Below are 24,437 nucleotides of genomic sequence, written 5' to 3' on the forward strand. Positions count from 1 at the left end.
TTCGGAAGTTTTCCGGAAACCTGTCCCTGCCAGGTACTTTTCTTTCCCCAACCGCTGTAGCGGGTTCCGTTCACCGCTCCAGTTCGTGCGCCAGGGAGGACAGTTCCCCACCGCCGGCCATCTCGAGGGTCAGCTCGTCGAGGGTGACCTCGTCGCGGGTGGCGTCCATCTTCTGGCGTCCCAGGTTCAGCAGGACGAACCGGTCACCGACCAGGTGCGCGTGGTGCGGGTTGTGGGTGATGAAGATGACGCCGAGCCCCTCGTCACGGGCTGCGGCGACGAACCGCAGCACCATGCCGGACTGCTTCACACCGAGGGCCGCGGTCGGCTCGTCGAGGATGAGCAGGCGGGCGCCGAAGTACATGGCGCGGGCGATGGCGACGACCTGGCGCTGACCACCGGACAGTGAGGCGATCGGGACCGCCACATCCGGCAGGTCGATGCCCATATGGTGGAGCCGCTCACGGGTGATCTCCCGCATCTCGGCCTCACGCATCTTCCCGAACCGGCCGGTGAGTTCCTGGCCGAGGAAGAAGTTGCGCCACACCGGCATGTCACCGACAACGGCGAGGTCCTGGTAGACGGTCGCGATGCCGTGGTCGAGGGAGTCACGCGGGGAGCCGAAGCTCACCTCTTCCCCGTCGACGAGGATCTCGCCCTCGGTGGGCTTGTGCAGCCCGGCGAGGATCTTGATCAGCGTCGACTTACCGGCACCGTTGTCACCGAGGACGCAGGTCACGGTGCCGGCGTCGACGGAGAGGTTGATGTCGCTCAGCGCACGGAAGGCGCCGTATGCTTTGCCGACGCCACGGAGTTCGATGATGTGCTCTTCACTCATTTGCGGGCCTCCGTGAACTTCGAGAAGGAACGGTTGGACAGGACGGCCAGCAGCAGGACGCCGCCGACGAAGAACTTCAGCCAGTCCGGGTTCCAGCCGGCGTAGACGATGCCCTGGGTGGTCATGCCGTAGATCAGGGCACCGATCGCGGTGCCGATCGCCGTTCCCTTGCCACCGGTCATCGCCACACCGCCGACGACGGCGGCGATGATGTAGAAGAACTCGTTGCCGACACCCTGTCCGGCCTGGATCGAGTCGAACTCGTAGAGATTGTGCTGACCGACGAACCAGCAGGACGCAGCGACGACCATGAACAGGGTGATCTTCACCCGGTCGACCGGCACACCGACGGCACGGGCGGCCTCCGGGTTGCCTCCGACAGCGAAGATCCAGTTGCCGAACTTCGTCTTGAACAGGACGAAGTGTGCCACGAGGACGAAGAGGATCCACCAGAAGACCGTGACCTTCAGGGTGACGCCGAAGATGTCCCACTGGCCGGCGAAGAGCTTCCGGCAGAACTCGAAGCCCTGCATGTCCGCGATGGACTTGGTGGAGACCGCGTCCATGATCCGCTTGGTCAGCGCCAGGTTGAGCCCCTGGAGCATGAGGAAGGTCGCCAGCGTGATGAGGAAGCTGGGCACACCGGTCTTGGTGACCATCCAGCCGTTGAAGAAGCCGATGGCCAGGGCGAGCACCAGGGCGAGCAGCGAGCCGACCCAGGACTGCAGGTGCCACTGGTAGTTCATCATCGTGGCGGCCAGGGCCGTGGTCGTCACGCCCACACCGGTGGACAGGTCGAACTCGTCGGCGATCATCAGCAGGCCGACGGCCAGGGCGACGATACCGAGGGTGGAGGAGACGTAGAGGACCGTCGCGAAGGAGTCGAAGGAGCGGAAGCTCGGCGCGACGATCATGAACAGCACGAAGACGCCGACCGCGCCGATGACACTGGCGAGCTCAGGGCGGTGCATGAGCTTGTCGAGGCCCCGGCGGGTGCGCGGGGTGGTGGTCTCCGCGGAGATCTCCGCGGTCACCTGGGTGGAGGGGACGCTCATCGCAGGCCTTCCTTGGCCGCCTCGGAGATGGTGTCGATGTTGTCGGCGTCGACGAAGCTCGGGCCGGTGTAGACGGGGCGTCCACCGCCGACGGTGGTGCCGTTGCGCTTGGCGAGCCACAGCGAGTCGACCGCCATGTAGCCCTGCAGGTAGGGCTGCTGGTCGACGGCGAAGGAGATGTCGCCGCTCTCGATCGCAGGGACGAGCTCGGCGTTCGTGTCGAAGGTGCCGATCTGCACGTCCTCACCGGGGTTGCGGCCGGCCTCTTCGGCGGCCTGGGCGGCGACGAGGCCGACCGGGGTGACCAGGGACATGATCCAGTCGATGGAGCTGTCCTGGGCGAGCTTGGCCTTGATGGTCGACTGGACCGAGGTGAGTTCCTGGCCGTTGACGTAGAGCGTCTCGACGGTGCCGGTACCGCCGAGGCCCTTCTTCACACCGGCGCAGCGGTCCTCCTGTGACTGGTTGCCCTGCTCGTGGATGACGCAGAGGACCTTCTTGGCCCCCTCGTCGTTGAGGCGTTCACCGGCCCGCTGACCGGCGACGCCCTCCTCCTGCCCGAAGAATCCGGTGAGCCCGTACTTCTCGTACTGCTCCATGCCGGCATTGAGGCCGACGACCGGGATACCGGCGTTGACGGCCTTCTTGGCGACCGGGCCGATGGCGGAGGCGTTCGGCATGGTCACGGCGATGCCGTCGACGTTGGAGTCGATGGCGTTCTGCACGAGGGCGGCCTGGTTGGGAGCCTGCGGGTCGGAGCTGTAGCGCAGCTCGATGTTGTCCTTCTGCGCGGCGTCCTCGGCACCCTTGCGGACGAGGTCCCAGAAGGTGTCACCCGGCGCGCCGTGGCTGACCATGCTGACGACGTAGCGGGGGGTGTCGACGGTGCCACCGCCGGAGCCGTCGCCGTTGTCACGCGGCGCACCGCCGGTGGAGGAGCAGGCGGCGAGGGACACTGCGAGGGCTGCCGTCATGGCGGCAGCAACGGTCCTGAGGGTCTTCTTGAACATCACAACCGCTCAGTCAAGGCTTCTGAAGCGGTTAAGTCAAGCCGCCTGACCTGCTCATTTATCGATTAACTTGATCGGTTAAGTGGTGTTTACCTGCAGTAGGACGCCGACCCCGGGTACGACATCTCGCCCCGCCTGCCGCCCCTCCCCATCCTGGGGCTTCAATTCTGCGTCAGGCACGGAATCGCGATTCTGTGGCAGCGGAGTCCGGACCTGTGCCTGACGCAGAACTGCTGCAATGGCGACACGAAGCCCGAAGGTATCCTCGACCATATGACGTCCTCTGAACCGACTGACCCGCTGCCCGCACGCATCACCGATGAGCGACGCCAGGCGCTCAATGAGAAGCTCACCCTCGCCGTCGGCCAGGGGCGGATCGACCTCAGCGAGTTCTCCACGATCAGCGACGCCGTCTGGTCGGTCACCGACGCCGACCGGTTCACCCGCATCGAGCAGCTCGTCGCGGGGAAGACCTCCCCGCCCGATGACGCCGAGATCGACCGGCTCGCGGAGAAGGCGGCCCCCTCCCCCGAGGACGCCGGGAACCCCGCCCCGGCGGCGAAGCCCAAGGGCAGTATCAGTTCCTTCTCCACCACCATCAACCATTACCAGTCCACCACGGTCGTCCCCGAGAACCACGTCCCCACCCAGTCGACCTGGTTCGGCGACATCGCTCTCAGAGGCACCATGCAGCTGCGCGAACGCGAGGGCTACAGCCTCGTCTTCGGTGACCTCGACCTGGATATCCGGGATATGACGCTCACGGCGTCCACCACGGTGCTGCAGGTCAACCAGATCTTCGGCGACGTGAAACTCACCGTGCCACCGGGGGTGCAGGTCGTCAACCAGATGAAGCTCACCTTCGGCGATGTGAAGGTCTCGCAGCGCGAGGGCGGTGCGACGCCGAACTACCCGGGTGCGCCGACGGTCGTCCTCACCGGCCGGTCGATGTTCGGCGATCTGCGGGTACGGGTCGCCGAGCCGGGCGAGAAGCAGGGCTTCTGGAGCTGGCTCACCGGAGGTTAGACGTGGCCTCCCCAGACACCGCCACCAGGTCGGCCACCAGACGGTCCATGTCGGCGTCCGACAGTTCATGCACCGTGAGACGCAGATGCGTGTCCGCATCAGCACCGGCTGCACCGTCGAGCCGGAACAGCCCGCCGTCACGCACGATCCAGCCGCATCCCCGCAGATCGGCGGCCGCCGCGGCCGAGGGAACACCCAGGTCGACCCAGATATTCAGTCCGTCGACGCTGGGGGACGCCAGCCCCGCCCCCGCCAGCTTGGCCAGGAACACCGCGTTGCGTCCGGCGTAATGGGTCGCCGCCGTATCGAGCCTGGAGCGGATGTCGGCGTCCGACAGCAGGGCGGCGACCGTGCGCTGCAGCAGATGACTCACCCAGGTCGTGCCGCCGTTGATCCGCCGGGACAGTTTCTCCGCGGTCTCCGGGTCGGACGCCACCAGCGCGGTCCGCAAATCCGGGCCCAGGGACTTCGACATCGAGCGCACCAGCGCCCACCGCGTCTGACCTGCCGGGATCGCGGTCTCGTAGGGTGACTGCGACAGTCCCGCGAACTGGTCGTCCTCGATGACGAGGACGCCCGGGTAGTCCGCCAGCACCTCCTGCAGCGCCTGCGCCCGCGCGTGCGTCAGGCTCACCCCGGTCGGGTTGTGTGCCCGCGGCGTGCAGACCACGGCCCGTGCGCCGTCATCCAGGGCGGCGCGTAGTGCGGCAGCGTCCATCCCCTCGGCGTCCACCGGAACGGGCAGGATGCGGTAACCGGCCAGGCGCGTGGAGTTGCCGGAACTGAGGAAACAGGGGTCCTCGAGAGCGACGGCGTCGCCGGTGGTGGCGACGGTGGCCAGGAGGCGTTCGAGGGCGTCGACGGCGCCGGCGGTCACACTGATCACGGCGTCCTCGGCCCGGTCAGCGAGGTCGGGGCCGAGCAACCGCAGGGCGACGCGTCCCAGCTCAGGATGGGTGGCAGCGGTGCCGTAGAGCGGTGGTGGTGCCGGAGCGAGGCGGACCGAGGAGGCGTCCGGCAGCAGGGTGGCGTCCGGGTTGCCGTGGCCGATGTCGCGCACGGTGGAGGAGTTACCGGACGCAGCCCCCTCTGTCGCGGTTTCCTCGACTCCCACCACGGTCGTGCCCGCACCCCGACGGCTGACGGCGATTCCGGCGTGGACGAGGTTCCGGTAGGCCGCCTGTACGGTGTTCCGGTTCACGCCGAGGGTGTCCGCCAGGCTGCGGACCGGCGGCAGTCGGTCACCCGGGACGAGGACGCCACGGTCGACGAGTCCCCGCACACTGTCGGCGATGCCGGCGGCGGTCGATCCGGTGATGGGGAGGTGCCCTTTTTCCTGCTCAGTCACGTGAGCCACTATGCCACAGGCAGGTCACTCCACCGGGTCAGCCGCAGCGACCTTCTCCAGGGTGGGACGCAGTTCGTCGACCGCCCAGGTACGGACCAGAGAACTCGGCTGTGCCAGGCCGATGACCACCGCATAGTTGTCGCTGATCATGGTCCCGTTCTTCACCTGCGGCAGGGCAGCGAAGGTCGGGCGGCTCTCGAGCGATGCGATCCCGGCAGAGGTGTAGATCACCGAGAAGTCGGCGGCGAACTCGTCATAGCTCTCCGGACTGACGACGTACGCGCCACCTGCCGCATTGGGTTCCTTCCCCTCGATGGTCGCCGGCAGGGTCATGCCGAGGTCGTAGAGGAAGGAGTTGGACGCCTCGGAGGGGTCCGGTGACGTACCGATCTTCCCGTCGCCCTGGTCACGTCCCACCCAGCCGGTCTTCCCCGACAGACCAGGCAGATCCTCCTTCAACTGCGTGAAGAGGTCCGCGTCCTCGTCAATGATCTGCTGCGCCTCGTCCTCCCTGTCGTAGAGGTCACCGAGCTGACTGAGCCGTTCCTTCCAGGTGGCCTCCGTCGGGTCCGCGGAAGGACCGTTGAGTGTGGGCGCGATTCCGGTGAGCTGGTCGTATTCGTCCTGCGAGTCGATCCAGTAGATGTCACCGATGATGACGTCGGGGTCAGCGGCGGCGATCGCCTCGGCATCGGTGTCTCCGTAGGCGGCGACGGTGATCCGCTCCACCCCGTCGAGCCTGCCTTCCCGCCACGGGGCGTCCTCGTCCTGTTCGGTCATCACGACGGCGGCCGGGGTGATCCCGAGGGCGAGGACATTGTCGAGGGCGGACGCGGTGACGACCGCACGTTCCGGGGCGACCGGGTAGTCGGCGTCCTCGAAGGCATTGGTGAGGGTGATGGTGTCAGCACCACCTTCGGAGGAGGCGTCGTCGGAGCCGCAGGCGGTGAAGCCGGCGGCGAGCCCGAGTGTGAGGATGGCGGCGGTGGCCCGTGACAGGGCGGATGTGTACGTCATATTCACAGAAGTTAGGCAGCGCTCACCCAACTGTCAACAGTATTCACAGTAATGGGGGTGAACACCGGACACACCCTCACATCTCCGGCCAGTGCCGCCCCAGACCGTCGATGATGAACTCCACCTTCACATCAGTGGCCCCGCGGTCAGCCCAGGTTTCGTCCGGCTGGAACGGATGGTCGGGAACCTCCTTCCCTACCCTCGCCTTCGCCCGGGACAGACCGGATTCCCCCGACCCGTCGGTGGCGCGCATGGACTCCACGCCGAGCCGGCACGCAAAGACCGTGTCCCCCAGGAAGTCCAGCGCGAACCCCGCCTGTCCCCGGGTGTACCCGTGAGACTCCAGCGCCGCCGCATACGCCCCGGCGACCTGCCCCACATGGGTGAAGGCCGGCGCATAGGAGTACACGGCACGAGCCAGGCCGGGGAAGTTCTCGCAGACCTGCCAGCACTCGTCGGCCCACAGCCGGCAGACCTCCTGCCAGCTCGCCCCCGGCGCAGGGACCGCGATGGAGGACGCCGCCTTCGCCAGGCAGGCGTCCAACAGGTCATCGCGGGAATCGAACCGCCGGTACACCGCCGAGGTCACCACGCCGATACGCTTCGCCACCTGGGCGAGCGTGAACGTGTCGACGCCGATCGCCAGTGCGGCGTCCACCACGTCCCCCCTGGTGAACGACGGCTTCGGCCCGGTCTTCTTTCCGACACCCATGATGACCAGCCTACCGGTCGACGAGTGTCCATCCCTGCGCATGGTGCAGATGGTTCCAGAACCTCGTGTACGTGCCCTCAGCCGCGAGCAGTTCCTCATGCGTGCCCTGCGCCTCGATCTGCCCGTCGGCGGTGAACAGCACAATCGAGTCCGCCTTCGCGATGGTGTCCAGCCGGTGTGCGACGACCAGCAGTGTCGCGTCCTTCCGGAGCTGTTCGACGGATGCGACGATATGTGCCTCGTTCTCCACGTCCAGCGCGCTCGTCGCCTCGTCCAGCAGCACGACCGGAGCCTGCTTGAGCAGTGCCCGGGCGATCGCCACCCGCTGCCGCTCACCGCCGGACAGTGCCTTACCACCCTCCCCGACCTGTGTCGCCCAGCCCTCCGGGAGTCGCGCGGCGATCTCCGTGACACCCGCCAGCTCCGCGGCGTGCCGGATCTCGGCGGTGGACGCCCCCTCCCGGCCCACCGCGATATTCGCCTCCAGCGTGTCGTCGAAGAGGTACACGTCCTGAAAGACCATCGACAGCTGCGCCATGAGCTGCTCCGTGGTCTGCCGCGTCACCGGGACGCCACCGACGAACACCTCACCGGAATCGACATCGTGGAACCGGGAGATGAGTTTCTCCACCGTCGTCTTACCCGAGCCGGACGGCCCGACCAGCGCGACCATCGACCCGGTGGGCACCTCGAAGGACAGGTCCCGGACCACCGGAGCGTCCGGCGTGTAGCCGAAGGTCACGCCGCGCAGCTCCACCGAGCCCGGCGCGGTGAGCCGCGCGGGGGTGTCCGGTTCGGCCAACGGCTCGGCGGTGAGGACGCCGTCGATGCTGTCCAGCAGTGGACGCCTGGTCTCCAGACCCATCGCCCCCTCGGTGATCGCCGACAGTGTGGAGGTGAACTGCAGTGCCAGTCCGATGAAGGCGAGTGCCGGGACCGGCTCCAGCGTCCCGTCGACGGCCAATGTGCCGGTCACCGCGATCAGCGCGACAATCACCCCCTGAGTCACTGCGCCGGACAGCAGCAGTCCCAGTGTCTCGATCCACAGTGACTTCTTCTTTGACGCGACCGCATTGTCCAGAGCCGCAGTCAGCGGGGCGAAGTCCTCACTGTGCCCGCAGGAACGCAGCGCACCCTGACACTGGGCGTACTCCACGATGCGGTCGGCGAGTTCCTCCTCGTCCGGCTCATGGATGCGTCCACCCTTCCTGGCGAGCGCCGTGGAACACAGCGTGATCACCAGGAACACCGGGACGGCGAGGGTGAGGACGAGCCCGAGCCACGGGCTCCAGAACCAGGCGGCGACGATGACGACCGTCGCCGTGACAATGCGGGACACCAGCGGGCCGATCATGTGGGCGAAGATCTCGCCGGTGGTCATGAGTTCGGAGGAGACCATCCGGGACAGACGTCCGGCGAGTGGACGCGCGAACCAGCCCAGCGGCTGACGCGACACCTGATCACCACACCAGGCGGTGGATACTGCGCAGGAAGTCCATCGCCACGCGGTAGTTGCGCTGGTCCTTGACGAAGTTCAGGGCGACACTGACCAGCGCCAGGACGGCAAAGACCACCAGCCAGCCGGGTGTGGTCAGCCCCCACCAGGCCTCGTCGGCGGCCAGTGACGAGATCGCCGGCAGAAGGGCCGCCAGGGCCAGACCTTCGACCAGCCCCGCGACGGCACTGGTGAGCAGGGCGGGAGTCATGGCCTCCGGATGGGAGATCATCCGGCGCATCCGGGGAACGATGTCGATCAGGGGGAGCTTCATGCCCGTGCCTCCTCGGCGGTGACCTGTCCGTTGTTGACGTGGATGACCCGGTCCACCCCGGCGATCGCCTCGGGGCGGTGGGCGATGACCAGCACGGTGCGTCCTTCCGCGAGGGTGGAGAGGGCCTGCTGGATCTCGTGCTGCGACTCGGGGTCGGTCAGCGCGGTCGCTTCATCGAGGACGAGCACCGGGGCGTCCATCAGCAGCGCGCGGGCGATGGCGATGCGCTGGGCCTGTCCGCCGGACAGTCCGGTGTCCGAGCCGTAGACGGTGTCGAAGCCGTCGGGCAGGGCCTCGATCTCGTCGAGGACATGGGCGGCCCGGGCGGCATCCCGGACCTCGGCATCGGTGGCGTCCGGCCGACCCAGCGCAATGTTGTCGCGGATGCTCACGGCGACCAGCTGCGGATCCTGCAGCACGAACCCGACATGGGAGTACAGATCGGCGATGTCCCTCACAGGGACGCCGCCGATAGCCACCGTGCCCGACTGCGGATCATCGAAACGGGCGAGCAGGGTGGCGATGGTGGACTTACCGGACCCTGACGGGCCGACGAGAGCGGTGACAGTGCCGGCGGGCAGGGTGAAGCTCACGTCGTCGACCGCCGGGGTGTCTGCCCCGGCGTAACGGTAGGTGACGTGGTCGAAGGTGACCTCGTGGGAGACGGGGGCGGTCTTCGCACTGGCGGCGTCCTGCAGCACGGGGGTCTCGAGCAGACCTGTGAGGCGCAGCGCGGCGGCCCCGGCGATCTGGCTGGACCAGGTGTTGTTCTGCATGGTCTCCAGGGAGTACGGCACCAGCAGTGCGATCAGCGACGTGGCCAGGACATCTGCCACACCGACGTAACCGTTGTGGACCAGCAGCATGCCGCCGCCGAGGTTGACCAGCAGGATCAGCGGCACCGCCAGGATGGACTGGCCGAGGGAGGAGACGGCCATCAGCGGCTTCACCCAGGCGAGATAGAAGTCGTAGAACTCATCGGCGGAACGCTGGTAGCTGCGGTGCGCGCGTCCGACCCGGCCGAAGGCCTTGACCACGGAGATGCCGGTGACGAACTCGACCATGCGGGCCGAGACATCGCCGAGCCGCCGGTCCATCTCCACAGTCTTCTCCCCCATGTTCCTCATGGTCATCATCATGGCCAGCAGGTACACGGGGACGACGGCGACGGAGAGCAGTCCGAGCCGCCAGTCCACGATGAAGGCGTAGACCATCAGCGCCAGCGGCATGACCACCGCGCCGGTGCCTTCGACCGGCTGGTGGGCAATGAGGTAGTGGACGGTGGTGATGTCGTCCTGCAGGCCCTTGCGGACGCGGCCGGAGTTCGTCGCGGTGAACCAGCTCAGCGGGACCTTCGCGAAGCGTGTCACCATCCGCAGCCGGATACCGTGCCCCAGGGCCACATCGGCGAAGTGGGTGACCGACAGGGCGATGAAGTAGATGACGAGCCGAGCCATGAAGGCGCCGAGCAGAATCGTGAGCCAACGGTTGACCTCGTCGCCGTCGATGCCGGTGCCGGTGCCGGAACCGTCGCCGGAGGACGCCCCGTCGATGAGCAGTGCACCGATCTTGACCAGGGCGATGTACGGGACGACAGCCAGGACGGCGGAGAGAGCGGAAAGAATCCGTCCGAGCATGAGACGCCCTGAGACCGGACGGAGCAGATTCTTCAGCGCGCCCGCGCCGGCTTTCTGTTCGGCCCTGTTGTCCGGTGCATCAGGGACAACCGGTGGAGACTGTGCGGGTGGCCCCTGCGGGCTATGCGGGCTATGCGGACTCTGCGACTGCGCAGACATGGTCCTCCTTGAGGCTTGCACTACCTAACTGTGAATGCTCATCACACTAGGTTGCGTGGAACCACGCACGCAAGGGTCACACCCGTCCACCCCTCCCCCATCCCTCGGCCCCTGCACCTGCCGGCCGGTCACCGCCCCGCACCGCCCCGGAGTAGTCGCCGTCGGCCCTGGGGCGGCACTGCGAGGCATTGCTACGTGCACAGTGGCATCTCTTCCAGTCGCCTCAGCTGGTCCAGGCGACAGGAAGAGCTGCCACCCTGCAGGGAGGGATGCCACCGGCGTCACCCCGCAGATACCCGGTGGGGACCCCTGCCCGGACATCCGCTCTCCCGGCATCCCCCCCACATCCCGGGCCCTACTTCCCGGCGTCGTCCCCTGCGTCCCCGTCAGCGTCCTCTGCCTCATCCTCACCGTCGTCGAGGCTCAGGCCGAGCTGCTCCAGCTCCGCCTTGAGGTTCTCCATCGACAGCTCGACCTCCTCGGAACCCACGCCGTGGGAGTGGACGTGCTCACCGTGCAGCGCATCGATGCCGGCAGCGGCGGCACGACCCTCGACCTCGTCAACGGCCAGGTCCATGGCGTCCCCCAGTTCGGAGTACGCGGGGTAGATGACCTCGCGCTCCAACTCGTCGCGCAGCGGCTGGTCGCAGAACGCGGTCTCCAGCGCATTGGTGGTCAGCTCGAGGAACTGCCAGTACTCCAGGTCGAAAGCCTCGGCGAGCTTCACCATCTCACCGCTCATGGTGCAGCCGGAGACCAGACGGTTGTCGGTGTTCACGGTGCAGGTGAAACCGAGCTCGTAGAGCAGGTTGAAGGGGTGCTCCTCCACCGTCTCGCAGATGCCGGTCTGGGTGTTGGAGGTCGGGCAGATCTCCAGCGGGATCCGGCGGTCGCGGACGAACCTGGCGACCTTCCCGAGCTCGAGCCCGCCCATGGTGGCCTCGATGTCCTCGTAGATCCGGACGCCGTGGCCGATGCGCACCGCTCCCTGGCGCAGCCCGTCGGCGATGGACTCCACACCCGCGGCCTCACCGGCGTGGACAGTCACTGGAATGAGGTTCTCGCGCAGCAGGCTGAAAGCGGCGACGTGGTTGGACGGCGGGAACCCGTCCTCGGCACCGGCGATGTCGAAGCCGACGACGTAGCCCTCGCCCGGGCTGTGCTCGCCGTAGTTGTCGACGAGCAGCTGGGCGATCTCCAGGGCACGGTCGGCGTGGCGCATCGCACACAGCAGCAGGCGGGCGTGGATGCGGTGGCCCGCGGCAGCGGCGGCGCGCTCACCTTCCTTGACACCCTGCACGGTCGCGTCGACGACCTCCTGCAGGCTCAGTCCCCTGGCCTGGTGCTGCTCGGGGGCGTAGCGCAGTTCGGCGTAGCACGCACCGTCGGCGGCGAGGTCCTCGACGGCCTCCTTCGTGACGCGGACCAGGGCGTCCTTCGTCTGCATGACGGCGGTGGTGTGGTCGAAGGTGGTGAGGTAGGTCGGCAGGTCACCGGAGTTCGCGGCGTCGAAGAACCACTTCTCCAGCTCGCCGGCGTCGGTGGTGGGCAGTCCGTCGTAGCCGGTCTCGGCGGCGATGTCGATGATGGTCTGGGGACGCAGCCCGCCGTCCAGGTGGTCGTGGAGGACGACCTTGGGCAGGGTGCGGACGATCTCGGGATCGACGGTGGAGTACGCGGGTTCAGTCATGGTGCACCACGATACCGCCGGTAGAGTTCCTCCACGATGCGTACTCTCCTTTCCGCCGGACTTGCCGTGCTCATGGCGGCCGCCACCGTCTCCCCCGCCGCCGCGCAGGAGGGGCTCAACGGCATGCCGCGGGACCAGTGGCTGCCGTTGACCGCCCCGGTGGGGACGCCGCTGCCACGCGACCATGCGTTGTGGACCGACGACTGCCGCTACGATGAGCGCCTGCCACGGGCCTTCGACAAGGACGCCGTGCGCGGTGCGGACGTGGACCCGGTGATCACCGTGGAGCGTCCGGGTCCGGGCGGAGAAGACCTGGACACCTGCGGGAATGTCGCGGCGGACGGGGTGGACATGCCGGAGCGGCTGAGCCTGGGCAGCTACGTACTCTACGATGTGGACTCCGGCGACGTGCTCGCCGCGAAGGACCCCTACGGGCTGTACCGTCCGGCCTCGGTCATCAAGATCCTGCTCGTCATGATCGCGCTGGACGAACTGGACATGGACCAGAAGGTCAAGGTCACTGAGGAGATGGCCGATGTCGACGGCTCGAAGGTGGGGGTCGGGGCCGGTGGAAAGTACACCGCGGAGCAGCTGCTGCAGGGGCTCGTGATGAACTCCGGCAATGACGCAGCCCTCGCCCTGGCCGGAGCGCTCGGCGGTACGGACGCCACGGTGGCGAGGATGCAGGCACTCGCCGATGACCTCGGCGTGCAGGCGACGAAGGTGACCACGGTCAACGGCCTGGACACCCCCGAGCTCCAGACCACCGCCTACGACCTGGCGCTGATGTACCGTGCGGCGTTCCAGCGGGAGGACGTCCGGACACTCCTCGGCACGGAGCAGGCGACATTCCCCGGCTTCGGGGACAACCCGGAGTTCCAGATCGCCAGCGACAACGGGCTGCTCTACGACTACCCCGGCACGATCGGCGGGAAGACAGGCTTCACCGACAATGCCCGGCACACCTACGCCGCCGCGGTCTCCCGTGAGGGGCGGACGCTGGGCGTGGTGATGCTCAATTCGACCGTCGCGGCGGGGCGTCCGTGGCAGCAGGCGGAGGGGATCTTCGACGCCGCTTTCGATGCTCCGGAGGACGCCTCGGTCGGGCAGCTGTTGGATACGGCGTCCCCGGTGGAGAACGAAGCCGTCCCGGCTGCGGACCCCGACCGGTCGGAGAACTCCCTGACCACCACCGGGGTGTCCCTCATCGTCGCCGGTATGGTGTGCGTCCTCGCCGCCGGGGCGTGGATCCTCATCCGCCGACGGCGCTGAACCGGTGGCGGGCAGGCCCTACTTCCTGCTGAACAGCCCGCCGATTGCGCCGCCCGCCTTCATGACAACCCCGCCGAGCAGGACGCCCATCGCGGCTCCCGCCCCGACCAGACCTGCCTGCCGGACATTCTGTTCGGTCCTGGCCGGCGGATGGGAGTCGCGTCGGATCTGGATGACGGCCGGGGCCGGGGCGTCCGGAATGACCTCGGCGAGCGCCTCGGGGGACGTGGCGACCCAGGAGGAACAGTAGAGGGTGATGCGCCACAGCAGGTAGAGCAGCACCATCACACCGATGATCGGACCGAATGCCGCGCCGGCCGGGTTGGACATGGTGTTGTTGAAGAAGACGGTGGCGAACTGCTTCATGAACTCCAGTCCGACTGCACCGATGATCGCGCCGCGCACCGCGGCCTTACGGGGCACGTGGGTGCGGGGGAAGAACATCAGCATCCAGTACATGACCACCCAGTTGGCGACCAGGGCGATCACCAGCGCGACGATCCAGACGAACACACGGATTCCCGCGATGTTGTCCAGGTTCAGTGATTCGATGATCGTCCAGGTGAATCCGCCGGAGCCGACCGCTGTGACGGCGAAGGCGACGATCAGGGCCAGCAGCAGACCGATCAGGGCGATGAGATCGCTCAGCTTTCCCTTGATGAAATTATCCGCTGTCAGGTCGGCCTTCCACATCGCGGAGATACCGGCGCGCAGATTCCCGATCCAGCCGAGACCGGTCCAGAGAGTCAACACAAGACCGATACCGAAGATACTTCCGCGCTGTCCGATCGCCGTATTCAGAATGTCGGTGAGAGTGTCACCGAGATCGCCGGACGCAGAGTCCTTGATGTCGTCGATGATGTCGTTGAGCAGATCCTCGTTACCCGCCAGGATCATGGCCACCACGGCCACTACCAGCATGATCAGCGGGAAAATCGACAGCACCGAGAAGTAGGTGATACCCGCGGCATAGTAGTTTCCGCCCTGCTCCCCGTACCGGTCGTTCATGTGCATGACGTGGTCGAGCCAGGGCCATTTCGCCCGGAACTTCTCCACGGCGGACTGCTTCTCTTCGGCGCCACCGTCGCCGTTGTCGTCGGTGCCTGTGGTCGTGACTTCAGTGCTGGCGGCCATCGGTACATCCTCACGGTCGTCTGATCTAGGGGCAGTTCTCCACACTAATGCGGAAAACACCGGGCATACGTTGCAATTGGCACGGTACATCGATCACGACTGTTGCGTCGGAAGAAAGAACCGGGCGCACGACGATCAGGAGAACACCATGTCCGGCGTGGATGTCAGGGACCAGGACGACTTCCCGGTCACCGACCACTCCGACGGGCGGCTCGACAATCTGCGGGCGCCCTCGGACGAGTACGACCGGCCGCGCCTGGCGATCGGGGTGCCGGAGCCGTCCCGTCAGCAGGGCGAGGAGTACGAGGTGTCGTTGTTGAGGAGGCGGGCGTTGCCGCCGCCGTTGCGCTCTGCGGTGCACAGTGCCGCCAGGTCATCGCCGTAGTCGATGACGAACGCGTAGACCGAGGCGCCGCTCTTGGGCTCTGCAGGGCGCAGTGACGGGCAGTCGCCCGGCTCCATGAGAATCGCGTCCGGCCACTGTGTCCGGGAGTCTGTCATCTGCTGGTCGAAGTTCTGGGCGTCGTCCATGACCGAATTCACGATAAGGACGCCGCGTCCGTCGCAGGCCAAGGGGCCGGAGCCGGAGGGGGCGTCCTCCGGGGAAGGGTCCGGGGAAGACTCCGGAAGCGGTACGGCCGTCGGCGTCGTGGTCTCCACGGCCTGTTCCTCCGGAGCCACCGTCACCGTCGTGAGTGTGGCCGGAGCGTCCGACGTGACTTCGGGTGATTCGGTAGATGTCGTCGCGGCGGTGTCACTGTCGTCTGAGTCATTGCCGGTCAGTGCCCACGCACCGACCACGACAAGCACCACCACAACGAGGACGGCCGCCACGGTCGCCAGGGCCTTCCCCCGGCGTGGACTCCCCTGCGACTGTTGCTGAGGGGCATTCACCCACGGGTTGGCGGGAGTCTGCCGACTGTCGTTCATATGGTCTCCTTCATCAGTCTTCCTCAGGGTATCCGAGGATCATCCCGGGCCCTGGCGTATCTCTCAGATTCTGCGCCGGGGTTTCACAGACACAGAGCCCCCAGAACCTGGGGCTCACCGCAGACTCACCCGAATAGAAGAAACCCAGGTAACGGTCTATTCTTCTTCCTGACAACCCCTGGTTTCATGACCTCACCTAACCCCACCTAACCCCACCTAACCCCACCTACGGATGGGCACACACGTCGATGAGCAACACGAATCCCTTTTACCCCCAGCAGCCTCAAGGACAATTCTCCCCTCAGGGCCAGTTTCCTGCTCCCTTCTGTTCCCCACAACCGTCACGACCGGCCTGGTTGATCCCTGTGATCGTCGGCGTCACTGCACTGGTGGTCGTTGCAGCTCTCGTCGTCTGGTTGGTCGCGTCCGGCGGTGATGACAAGGACTCTGCGGCACCGGCCCAGACCACGGTCGTCGTCATCACCGAACAGTCTGATTCTTCCGACCCTGACCCAGACTCCGGTAGCTCTTCGATGCCCACGGCAGTGCAGTCCGCTCCGTCGTCCGACGGGAACTCAGGTGGCAGCTCCAGCGGCTCCGCCAGTTCGGGAAGCAGTTCCGGATCGGGCAGCATCGGCAGCGGGTACTACGGTGCAGGACTCAACGTTCAGCAGGACTGCGGATCCACCGGGACCTCGGCAAGCTATGTCCTCACCGGTGCCGGCACCGCACAATGCGACTTCGCCCGCGATGTCGGCGATGTGCTGTCCGGGACCACGGTCCACGAAGGATCATCGCGGAACATCACCGTCTACAGCTACAACCGCAGCGAGAACGTCGACCTCTCCTGCCTCAAGGCTCAGGACAGTGACCGGGATTTCCTCTGGAAGTGCACGACCGAGTTCAACAGTATCGTTTACGTCTATCCCTGATCACCCGACCTGCCCGCAGAAAAGAACCTCATGATCCTCAAGACCCGACTGACTGTCGGTAGCGCCCTCGCAATCTCACTGCTGGCACTCTCCGCCTGCACCATCGGTGATGTCGAGACCTCCGACGACGGTCCCACCATCGTGACCGTCACCCGGTCGTCATCTGACGACTCAGATGCCGCGCCCTCACCTACCCTGGAAGCTGCCCAGGAAAACGCCCGGGAAAGTGATCCTCCCTTGTCCGCACCCGCCGGAAATCTCGCCGCACTCGCAGACCGCACCGTCTACCTCGACCCGGGCCACGCCGGTACTGCCCCACCCGCGGAGCTCACGGCCGACGACGGCCGGGGCGGCACGAAATCGTGCAACACCTCAGGCACGGCATCCGACGACGGGTGGCCGGAACACACCTTCACCTGGGAGATCGGTCAGCAGCTCCGGGCCATCCTCGAGGACGCCGGGGCCACCGTCCTACTGTCCCGGACCGATGACGTCAACCGCGCCGACTGCATCGACGAGCGGACGTACAAGGAGAACGCCTCAGCGGCGGACGTCATCGTCAGTCTCCACGCCGACGGATCCGGGCCCGGGAACACGGGGTTCCACATTTCCGCGGTCACCGACCCTCTGCCGCAGAACCTGTCGGAGGAGTCCTCCCGGCTGGCGTCCACCGTGCGGGACACCATGGTCGCCGCCGGGCTTCCCACCTCCAACTATCTCGGGGTCGACGGACTGAACCCGCGCGCCGACCTCTCCGGACTCAACCTCTCGACGAAGCCGAAGATCCTCATCGAGTTCGGCAACATGCGTGACCTCAATGATCTGGCGGCGCTGCGGTCCCCGGAAGGACGCCAGCAGCGCGCCCAGGCGGTGGCGGAAGGCATCGCCACCTACCTGGCCTGATCCGGTCGCCCGGACTTCTCCACCGGTAGTCGGCGACGAACGGAATCGTCTCGTCGAAGAGCTTCTTCAGGTTGGACGATCGGTCGCCGTCTTCCGCGCCGGACACGACGACCGAGACCAGGGCTGCGCTGTACTCGTCGCGCAGTTCCTGGACACCGCGTCGTCCTCGCGGGCCCTGGTTGTCGGGCTCCTGGAAGTCGATCTTCCCGGCGTGGGCGAGGTTGACCTTGCCCTCGATGTCGGAACGGTCCAGGGTACGGTTCATGCCCTCGACGCCCTCGTTGATGGCGTCGGTGATCTCGGCTTCGCCGCCCTGCTCTTCTTCGGCATCGACGGTGTACAGGACGGGCAGATCGATGGTCCGCTCCGCAGAGATCCTGTCCTCGCTGAGGTCGTCGAGGGAATCCAGGGAACCTGGGACGGTCGACGATGCGGCTGCCAGGGACGAGGAGGGGCGAGGAGGGGCTTCGTCAGCGCCGGTGAACGGCACGCGTGTCACGGTCTGGATCGTGGAGTCGATCCGGCCGCCGGACGAGAAACTCACGCACCTTCACAAAAAGGCGCCCTAGTCTCAAACCGTCAGTGCAACACTGGTGGGAATGGAGGTGAACATCATGGCGAAGATTGGACGGCCAGGGCACCATGCGATGCCCCGAGCGCCCTGCAGCGCTCTACCGCAGCAGACCCATCCGCTCGTAGACCTTCGCCACCAGCGGCTCAGCGACGGCAGCGGCCTTCTCCGCACCCCGGTCGAGGATGCGCTTGAGCTCCGCCGGATCAGCCATGTATTCGTCGTAGCGGGCCTTCAGCGGCGTGGTGAACGCCTCGAGGGCGTCGGCGGTGTCCACCTTCAACGCGCCGTACTGCGCACCTGTGGCCTGGTAGCCTGCCACGATCTCGTCGATCGACCGGCCGGTCAGTGCGGACTGGATGACCAACAGGTTCGACACGCCCGGCTTGTTGTCTCTGTCGTAGCGGATCTCACCGTCATTGTCGGTGACCGCGGACCTGATCCGCTTGGCGGAGGTCTTCGGTGCGTCCAGCAGGTTGACGATGCCCTTCGGGTTCTCTCCCGACTTGCTCATCTTCGCCGTCGGCTCCTGCAGGTCGTAGATCTTCGCCGCACCCTGCGGAATGAACCCGTCCGGCACCACGAAGGTCTCACCGAAGCGCGCGTTGAACCGCTCGGCGAGGTTGCGGGTCAGCTCCAGGTGCTGACGCTGGTCCTCGCCCACCGGCACGAGCTGCGGGCTGTAGAGGAGGATGTCCGCCGCCATGAGCATCGGGTACATGAACAGGCCGGCCGAGGTACGCTCCGCGCCGCGCTTGGAGGACTTGTCCTTGAACTGCGTCATGCGGGACGCCTCGCCGAACCCGGTGAGGCAGGTCAGCACCCACGCCAGCTCTGCGTGCTGCGGAACCTGGGACTGCACGAAGATCGTCGACTTCTCCGGGTCGATCCCGAGCGCCAGCAGCTGGGCGACCCCGGCCGTGGTGCGGTCGCGCAGCTCCGTCGGATCCTGGTCCACGGTGATGGCGTGCAGGTTGGGGATGAAGTAGAAGGCGTCGTAGTCGTTCTGCAGGTCGATCCACTGCTTGACCGCTCCCAGGTAGTTCCCGAGGTGGTAGGAGTCCGCGGTGGGCTGGATTCCGGACAGGACGCGCTGCATTTCACTCATGACCAGCAACCTTACATCGGTGACCCGACCGCTCCACCGATTCCCTCCCGGGCGATGTCCAGCAGCGCCGCGGCGTCCCTCTCCAGGGCGCCGTGACGGGGGAAGACCGCGCGGATCAGGCGGCGGAACGTGGCGTCCTGCACGGGGACGCGGACCAGTTCACCCAGCTTGAGCTCACGGGCGACCGCACGTGCCGCGATGAGCGTCGGCTCCCCCATCCCCGTCACCGCCGCCCGCTGTGCCGACAGTGACCCGAACTCACCGGCCGGGGTGGCGACCGTGCCGAGGACGTCCTCGACGACATCACGTGACCCCGAGCCTGCCTCGCGCATGATCAGCGGCGTCCGACGCAGTTCCGCCGCCGTCACCCCCGGACCCGTACGCACATCACGCTGCGCCCAGGCGTGGGACGCCGGGACCACGAGAATAAGGTCGTCCACCCCGACCACCGCAGAATCCAGGCCGTGACTGACCGTCGTCCCCTCGACGAAACCGAGCGGGCAGTCCCCGTCGGAGACCGCCTCCCCCACCGCTGCCGAGTTGCAGGGACGCAGCAGCAACCGGACCTGCGGATTCTGCTTGTGGAAGCGGGCCGCCCACGACGGGAAGTACAGTTCGGCGACCGTGTTGGAGACCGCCACCGGCAACGACCGGGCGGCGTCTGGACGGGCGGCCCCGGCGATGACACGGGAAAAGCCGCCCACCGCGTCGAGGTACTCGTGCGCGGCATCGAGGACCGCCCGCCCCCGTTCGGTCGGTTCAGATCCGCCGATACCACGCCGGAACACCTTCACCCCCAGGGTCCTCTCGGCGGACGCCACCCTCGCACTCACCGTCTGCTGGCTGAACCCGAGAGCGCGGGCCGCCGATGCGATGCTGCGGTGCTCGTCGACGGCGATGAGTGTGACGAGCTGGTCGACCGGCGGCACGTTGGGGTACATGCTCGCATTGTACCCCCGACGGTGAAACTCGTTATCCCTGGTCAGAACGAATACGGATTAGCGTGAAACCCATGTCCGTGAAACACACCACCGCCCGGGTCGCCGGATCTGCACCAGGCCCGGCACAGAGTCCGGGACCGGTCACTGCACCCGTGGCGGCACCGGCACTGCCCGGTCCGGGGGCCGCCTGGGGAGGGGCCGTGATGGGACTGTCTGTCACGGGGTCCCTGCTCGGCATCCGTCTTGCGGCCCCGCTCGGCGCCGCAGTCACCGTCCTGGCGGCCGGTGTCCTCCTCATCCTGGTCGCCGGTGCGGTGAGGGCACCACGGTTCAGCGACATCCCTGCCTGGTCGATGATGACGATGGGTGTCCTCGCTCTCGGATCCGCTGTGGACACCACGTTCGGCTGGTCCGGCGCACACGCCGTCACCTGGGTCCTCGGTTCGGTTGCCGCTGTGGTCGTGCTGATGGTCCAGGGCGTCCGTTTCCTGCGCGGTGAGGTACCCGCGACCTTCCCCGGCGTCCTCCCCCTCGTCACCCCGATGGTTGCCGCGACCAATGCCGCCCAGCTCGGCCACCCGCTACCCGGCGTGCTCTGTTTCGCCGCGTCCCTGCTGACTGCTGTCCCCGCCTTCGCGCGCGTGTACCTCTGTGCCGGACGCCGCCCGCCCGCCGAGACCGCGGCGGCCACATGGATCCCGCTCGGGGTGGTCGGCCAGAGTTCCGCTGCGGCACTGCTGCTCACCGACGGGGCCACGGTCGGCGTCGTCTACGCCGTGACAGTGCTGTGCCTGGGATTTCCCGCGGCGGGCTGGGCGGCCGTGAACCACTGGGGCGCACTCCTCCACCGTCCGATGCCGAATCCCTCGTGGTGGGCCGCGACCTTCCCGGTCGGCACCTGCAGTCTGGGGACGCACACTCTCGCGGCAGTGACGGGCGTGGCGTGGGTGGACGCGGTGAGCGCCGGGCTACTCCTGTTTCTGTGCATCCACGTGGCGCTGGCCGCCATCGGTACCGCGTCCGCCGTACGTCGGCGGCACCTCGGCTGATCAGTCCAGGAAGATGTCCCGGTGCAGTGCGGAGTCCGGGGTCCCAGGAACCGCGGCGTAGCCCGACAGGTCGGTGACACCATGCTCGGCGAGCAACTCCTCCATGATCAGCGACTGCCCGGTGATCTCCCGGGAATCCGTGGTCAGCAGGGCGTAGGCGGAATCCGCGGCGATGTCCGGGGTACGGGAGACACGCATCATCTCGTCGCCGCCGAGGGCGTACTTCACCGCGGCGGTGGCGACCGTGGTGGCCGGCCACAGCGCATTGGCGGCGATGCCGTCGTCGGCGAACTCGGCGGCCAGGCCCAGGGTGGCCATGGTCATCCCGTACTTCGCCAGGGTGTAGCCGGTGTGCGCGCCGAGCCACTGCGGGGTGGTGTTCAGCGGCGGGGACAGGGAGATGATGTGCGGGTTCTCCGCCTGCTTCAGGTACGGCACGGCCGCCCGGGAGAGCATGAAGGTACCGCGGACGTTGACGTCCTGCATGAGGTCGTATTTCTTCTCCGCCAGGTCCAGCGTACGGGACAGGTCGATGACGCTGGCGTTGTTCACCACCGCGTCGATCCCGCCGAAAATCTCGACGGTCGTGGCGACGGCGCGGGCGATGTCCTCGTCGTTGCGGACGTCACCGTGGATCGGCAGGGCCTTCCCGCCCGCCTCCTCGATGGCGTCGGCCGCGGTGTGGATGGTGCCCTCCAGCTTGGGATGCGGGGTGTCGGTCTTCGCGAGGACGGCGACATTCGCGCCGTCGCGGGCGGCCCGCAGCGCGATCGCCAGGCCGATGCCGCGGCTACCGCCGCTCATGAGGATGGTCCTGCCTGCCAGGGTTGCTGAGTTACTCATGCAGGCAACCCTAACCGCCGGGAGGACGCGGCGGGGCGACTTCCGCCTAGTTGTACTCCACCAGCACCGGGGAGTGGTCGCTCCACCGCAGGTCGTAATCGGGTGCCTTGTCCACCCAGGCCGCGACAGCGCGCTCGAACAGCGGGCGGGTCGCGATCTGGTAGTCGATGCGCCAACCGGCACCCGTGTCGAAGGCCTTCCCGCGCCAGGTCCACCAGGAGTACGGCCCCTCCTCCTCATCGGCATGCAGCTGACGCAGCACATCGAACCACTGCGGGTCACCGGACGCTCCCCCGGCCACCCGGGCTCGGGCCACCTGCCCCGGCGTGTAGTCCACTGCGCCGAAGAAGTCCCCTGCCCCACCGGCCGGATTGCCGTTGCGTCCCGCGTCCGTGGCGTCCCCGACCTGCGTCGTGGCGTCCGGGAAGGTGCCCAGCAGGGAGTCCATGAAAGCGCGCTCGTCGGGCAGGAAGCCGGACTTCTTCCGGTTGGGACGCCAGTTCTTCAGGTCGGCGCGGCGGTGGCAGATGTTCCAGTCACCGCCGACGACCATCTCCTCCCCGCTCGCGGCACGGGCGGCGAGGTAGGGACCGAGGACATCGAGGAAGCGGTACTTCTCATCCTGCTTGGTGGTGTTCTCCGCGCCGGAGGGCAGGTAGACGCTGGCCACGGTGATGCCGGCGGTCTTCGCCTCGATCCACCGCCCGGCGTCCCCGAACTCCTCGGCACCGGGCATCTCACCGAACCCGACCTGCACGTCGTCGATCCGCGCGCGGGAGAGGATCGCGACACCGGCGCGCCCCTTCGCCGCCGCCTCGGCCTGCACCAGGTGCCAGCCGGACGCCAGCGCCGGGGCGAGCGTCGCCTCGGTCTGCTCCGGGGTGGCGCGGACCTCCTGCAGCAGGACGATGTCCGCCGGGGTGGCGTCCAACCAGGGGAGGATGCCGTGATTGAGTTCATTGCGCTGCTTTGCGGCGGCGCGGATCCCGTTGACGTTGACGGTGGCGACGGTGAGGCTCATGCGCACCACCCTAACCGGCGGCAGGCACCTCCCGGGCCAGCTGCCTCCGGTAGAGCAGATGGGTCGGGACGAAGATCACCAGACCGGCCAGCGCGAGGCCCGCTCCGGCCAGCGCGGGTGCCGAATAGGAGTACCCCGCGCTGATGACCGCGCCACCGATGGCCGCACCGGAGGCGTTGGCGATGTTGAACGCCGACTGGTTCATCGCGGCGGCGAGATTCTGGGCCTTACCTGCGACATCCATGAAACGGGTCTGCATGACGATGACGAGGATGCCGCCGCCGACGGAGACCAGGCCGAACATCAGGATCGCCAGCGGGGCGACGGTACTGGCGAAGTAGAAGCCGACCAGCATGACGATCATCGTCAGGAACGCGCCGACGATGGATCGGGGGATATTGCGGTCGGCGAGGCGTCCACCGACCATGTTCCCGATGACCATGCCGATGCCGTAGACCATGAGCACGAACCACATCATGTTCTCGGGGTAGTGGGCGCGCTCGGTCATCGTCCAGGAGATGTAGGTGTAGACGCAGAACATGCCGCCGAAGCCGATCGCCCCGGACAGCAGTGTCAGCCAGACCTGTGGGTTCACCAGGGCGCCGGCCTCGGTACGGGGTCGGGTGACGGGCATGAGTGTCAGGTGCGGCATCGAGATCCACAGCCCGGTCAGGGTCGCCAGGCCGATCAACGCGACGACGCCGTATGCCGCCGCCCAGCCCAGCACTGAACCGATCCACTGTGCCACCGGAACACCGACCACTGTCGCGGTGGCCAGTCCCAACGAGATCCGGGCGATGGCCTGACCCCGTTTGCCGGGCTCGGCCATGGACGCGGCGATGAGGTTGGCGACGGCGAAGTAGGCGCCGTGCGGGAAGCCGGCGATGAACCGCGCCACCATGAGCAGTCCGTAGGAGTGGGCGAACATGCTCAGACCGTTGCCGAAAGTGAAGGCCACCATGAGGATGATGATCAGCCGCCGTCGGGGGATGCGTCCGGTGAGTGTGGTGATCAGCGGAGCACCGACGACGACGCCCATGGCGTAGGCGGTGACGACATGGCCGGCCTGAGCTTCGGTGATGCCGAAGTCGTCGGCGATGTAGCTCAGCAGACCCATCGAGACGAACTCGGTGGTGCCGATGCCGAAGCCGCCGAGGGCCAGGGCGAGCATGGCGATGGGCCGACGGCGGCGTCCCATCTCGGTCTGCCGCGGCAACGGGGTGCGGTGCGGGTGCGGGACGTGGAGAAGCCGTCGACGGGGAGCGGTCGTGGTGTCGGTGTCAGGGTCGGTGTCAGGGTCGGTGGATGACGGGAAAGAATCAAGCATTAATTCATCACCTTTTAGAGCGGAAAAGTGGAGGTCGGGATTCGGTGGTGACGGCATCCCGGGCGACAGGAGTTCGGACCGCGAACGTTGAGGGGCCTCGGGGAAGCACCTATGCGACCACGTCCGGGCGGATACCGCAAGCCCA

General features: G+C 67.1%; 23 protein-coding genes. 5 read left to right on the forward strand and 18 right to left on the reverse strand.

Annotation, left to right across the window (positions count from 1 at the left end):
- Positions 1–70: 70 nt before the first annotated feature.
- Genes ACZ9GM_RS08565 through ACZ9GM_RS08575 form a run of 3 tightly spaced genes read right to left on the reverse strand, consistent with a single transcriptional unit; the run spans position 71 to position 2,903 of the window.
- Positions 71–838: an ATP-binding cassette domain-containing protein gene (locus ACZ9GM_RS08565; RefSeq protein ID WP_291473340.1), complete on the reverse strand. Its 768-nt coding sequence runs from the start codon at positions 836–838 to the stop codon at positions 71–73.
- Entirely contained in the window at positions 835–1,893 is a 1,059-nt protein-coding gene (locus ACZ9GM_RS08570; RefSeq protein WP_476037638.1) for an ABC transporter permease, read from the reverse strand. The genes ACZ9GM_RS08565 and ACZ9GM_RS08570 overlap by 4 nt, the downstream gene beginning before the upstream one ends.
- Positions 1,890–2,903 (reverse strand): sugar ABC transporter substrate-binding protein, encoded by a 1,014-nt coding sequence (locus ACZ9GM_RS08575; RefSeq protein ID WP_476037639.1) that lies wholly within the window; start codon positions 2,901–2,903, stop codon positions 1,890–1,892. The genes ACZ9GM_RS08570 and ACZ9GM_RS08575 overlap by 4 nt, the downstream gene beginning before the upstream one ends.
- Before the next feature lie 273 nt (positions 2,904–3,176).
- Between ACZ9GM_RS08575 and ACZ9GM_RS08580 the strand changes: the two genes are divergently transcribed.
- Positions 3,177–3,929 (forward strand): LiaF domain-containing protein, encoded by a 753-nt coding sequence (locus ACZ9GM_RS08580; RefSeq protein WP_476037640.1) that lies wholly within the window; start codon positions 3,177–3,179, stop codon positions 3,927–3,929.
- On the opposite strand, the gene ACZ9GM_RS08585 is transcribed toward ACZ9GM_RS08580, so the two are convergent.
- The 7 genes from ACZ9GM_RS08585 to ACZ9GM_RS08615 form a co-directional block, all read right to left on the reverse strand.
- Positions 3,916–5,277, reverse strand: a complete 1,362-nt coding sequence (locus ACZ9GM_RS08585; protein WP_476037641.1) for an aminotransferase class I/II-fold pyridoxal phosphate-dependent enzyme — start codon at positions 5,275–5,277, stop codon at positions 3,916–3,918. The genes ACZ9GM_RS08580 and ACZ9GM_RS08585 overlap by 14 nt on opposite strands.
- 24 nt (positions 5,278–5,301) lie before the next feature.
- Positions 5,302–6,294, reverse strand: coding sequence for an ABC transporter substrate-binding protein (locus ACZ9GM_RS08590; RefSeq protein ID WP_476037642.1), 993 nt, complete (start codon positions 6,292–6,294; stop codon positions 5,302–5,304).
- A 76-nt stretch (positions 6,295–6,370) separates the two neighbouring features.
- Positions 6,371–7,006 (reverse strand): TetR/AcrR family transcriptional regulator, encoded by a 636-nt coding sequence (locus ACZ9GM_RS08595; protein WP_291473335.1) that lies wholly within the window; start codon positions 7,004–7,006, stop codon positions 6,371–6,373.
- A 10-nt stretch (positions 7,007–7,016) separates the two neighbouring features.
- Complete coding sequence (locus ACZ9GM_RS08600) at positions 7,017–8,462, reverse strand: ABC transporter ATP-binding protein (RefSeq protein WP_476037643.1); 1,446 nt, start codon at positions 8,460–8,462, stop codon at positions 7,017–7,019.
- A gap of 4 nt (positions 8,463–8,466) precedes the next feature.
- Positions 8,467–8,775, reverse strand: coding sequence for a hypothetical protein (locus ACZ9GM_RS08605; RefSeq protein ID WP_476037644.1), 309 nt, complete (start codon positions 8,773–8,775; stop codon positions 8,467–8,469).
- Complete coding sequence (locus tag ACZ9GM_RS08610; RefSeq protein WP_476037645.1) at positions 8,772–10,571, reverse strand: ABC transporter ATP-binding protein; 1,800 nt, start codon at positions 10,569–10,571, stop codon at positions 8,772–8,774. The genes ACZ9GM_RS08605 and ACZ9GM_RS08610 overlap by 4 nt, the downstream gene beginning before the upstream one ends.
- A 355-nt stretch (positions 10,572–10,926) precedes the next feature.
- Entirely contained in the window at positions 10,927–12,261 is a 1,335-nt protein-coding gene (locus ACZ9GM_RS08615) for an adenosine deaminase (protein WP_291474006.1), read from the reverse strand.
- Positions 12,262–12,297: 36 nt separating this feature from the next.
- Here ACZ9GM_RS08615 and ACZ9GM_RS08620 point away from each other — a divergent pair, with 36 nt between their 5' ends.
- Complete coding sequence (locus ACZ9GM_RS08620; RefSeq protein ID WP_476037646.1) at positions 12,298–13,533, forward strand: D-alanyl-D-alanine carboxypeptidase family protein; 1,236 nt, start codon at positions 12,298–12,300, stop codon at positions 13,531–13,533.
- Between the two features lie 18 nt (positions 13,534–13,551).
- On the opposite strand, the gene ACZ9GM_RS08625 is transcribed toward ACZ9GM_RS08620, so the two are convergent.
- Entirely contained in the window at positions 13,552–14,667 is a 1,116-nt protein-coding gene (locus ACZ9GM_RS08625) for a YhjD/YihY/BrkB family envelope integrity protein (protein ID WP_476037647.1), read from the reverse strand.
- 285 nt (positions 14,668–14,952) lie between these two features.
- Positions 14,953–15,597 (reverse strand): hypothetical protein, encoded by a 645-nt coding sequence (locus ACZ9GM_RS08630; RefSeq protein ID WP_476037648.1) that lies wholly within the window; start codon positions 15,595–15,597, stop codon positions 14,953–14,955.
- A gap of 365 nt (positions 15,598–15,962) precedes the next feature.
- On the opposite strand from ACZ9GM_RS08630, the gene ACZ9GM_RS08635 reads away from it, so the two are divergent.
- Both ACZ9GM_RS08635 and ACZ9GM_RS08640 read left to right on the forward strand, forming a co-directional pair.
- The gene (locus tag ACZ9GM_RS08635) at positions 15,963–16,529 is read left to right on the forward strand and encodes a hypothetical protein (RefSeq protein ID WP_476037649.1); all 567 of its coding nucleotides are present in this window, start codon (positions 15,963–15,965) and stop codon (positions 16,527–16,529) included.
- Positions 16,530–16,559: 30 nt separating this feature from the next.
- Entirely contained in the window at positions 16,560–17,432 is an 873-nt protein-coding gene (locus tag ACZ9GM_RS08640) for an N-acetylmuramoyl-L-alanine amidase (RefSeq protein WP_476037650.1), read from the forward strand.
- Here ACZ9GM_RS08640 and ACZ9GM_RS08645 read toward each other — a convergent pair.
- The 3 genes from ACZ9GM_RS08645 to ACZ9GM_RS08655 all read right to left on the reverse strand — a co-directional run bounded on the left by ACZ9GM_RS08645 (position 17,344) and on the right by ACZ9GM_RS08655 (position 20,052).
- Positions 17,344–17,976: a hypothetical protein gene (locus ACZ9GM_RS08645; protein ID WP_476037651.1), complete on the reverse strand. Its 633-nt coding sequence runs from the start codon at positions 17,974–17,976 to the stop codon at positions 17,344–17,346. The two genes, ACZ9GM_RS08640 and ACZ9GM_RS08645, sit on opposite strands and share 89 nt — an antisense overlap.
- Before the next feature lie 127 nt (positions 17,977–18,103).
- Positions 18,104–19,111 carry a tryptophan--tRNA ligase gene (gene trpS / locus ACZ9GM_RS08650; RefSeq protein ID WP_291474013.1) on the reverse strand — a complete coding sequence of 336 codons (1,008 nt, stop codon included), beginning with the start codon at positions 19,109–19,111 and terminating at the stop codon, positions 18,104–18,106.
- A gap of 11 nt (positions 19,112–19,122) precedes the next feature.
- A complete protein-coding gene (locus tag ACZ9GM_RS08655) occupies positions 19,123–20,052 on the reverse strand; it encodes a LysR family transcriptional regulator (protein WP_291474014.1) in 930 nt (309 codons plus the stop codon).
- 203 nt (positions 20,053–20,255) lie between these two features.
- On the opposite strand from ACZ9GM_RS08655, the gene ACZ9GM_RS08660 reads away from it, so the two are divergent.
- Complete coding sequence (locus tag ACZ9GM_RS08660) at positions 20,256–21,101, forward strand: SLAC1 family transporter (RefSeq protein ID WP_476037652.1); 846 nt, start codon at positions 20,256–20,258, stop codon at positions 21,099–21,101.
- Here ACZ9GM_RS08660 and ACZ9GM_RS08665 read toward each other — a convergent pair whose 3' ends face one another.
- Genes ACZ9GM_RS08665 through ACZ9GM_RS08675 form a run of 3 tightly spaced genes read right to left on the reverse strand, consistent with a single transcriptional unit; the run spans position 21,102 to position 24,292 of the window.
- On the reverse strand, positions 21,102–21,944 hold the full coding sequence (locus ACZ9GM_RS08665) for an SDR family oxidoreductase (RefSeq protein WP_476037653.1): 843 nt from the start codon (positions 21,942–21,944) through the stop codon (positions 21,102–21,104). It lies immediately after the preceding gene.
- Positions 21,945–21,990: 46 nt separating this feature from the next.
- Entirely contained in the window at positions 21,991–22,965 is a 975-nt protein-coding gene (locus ACZ9GM_RS08670; RefSeq protein ID WP_291474017.1) for an exodeoxyribonuclease III, read from the reverse strand.
- Positions 22,966–22,975: 10 nt separating this feature from the next.
- On the reverse strand, positions 22,976–24,292 hold the full coding sequence (locus tag ACZ9GM_RS08675; RefSeq protein WP_476037654.1) for an MFS transporter: 1,317 nt from the start codon (positions 24,290–24,292) through the stop codon (positions 22,976–22,978).
- Positions 24,293–24,437: the final 145 nt, after the last annotated feature.

This window comes from Corynebacterium sp. UD i78 (genome assembly GCF_056280545.1).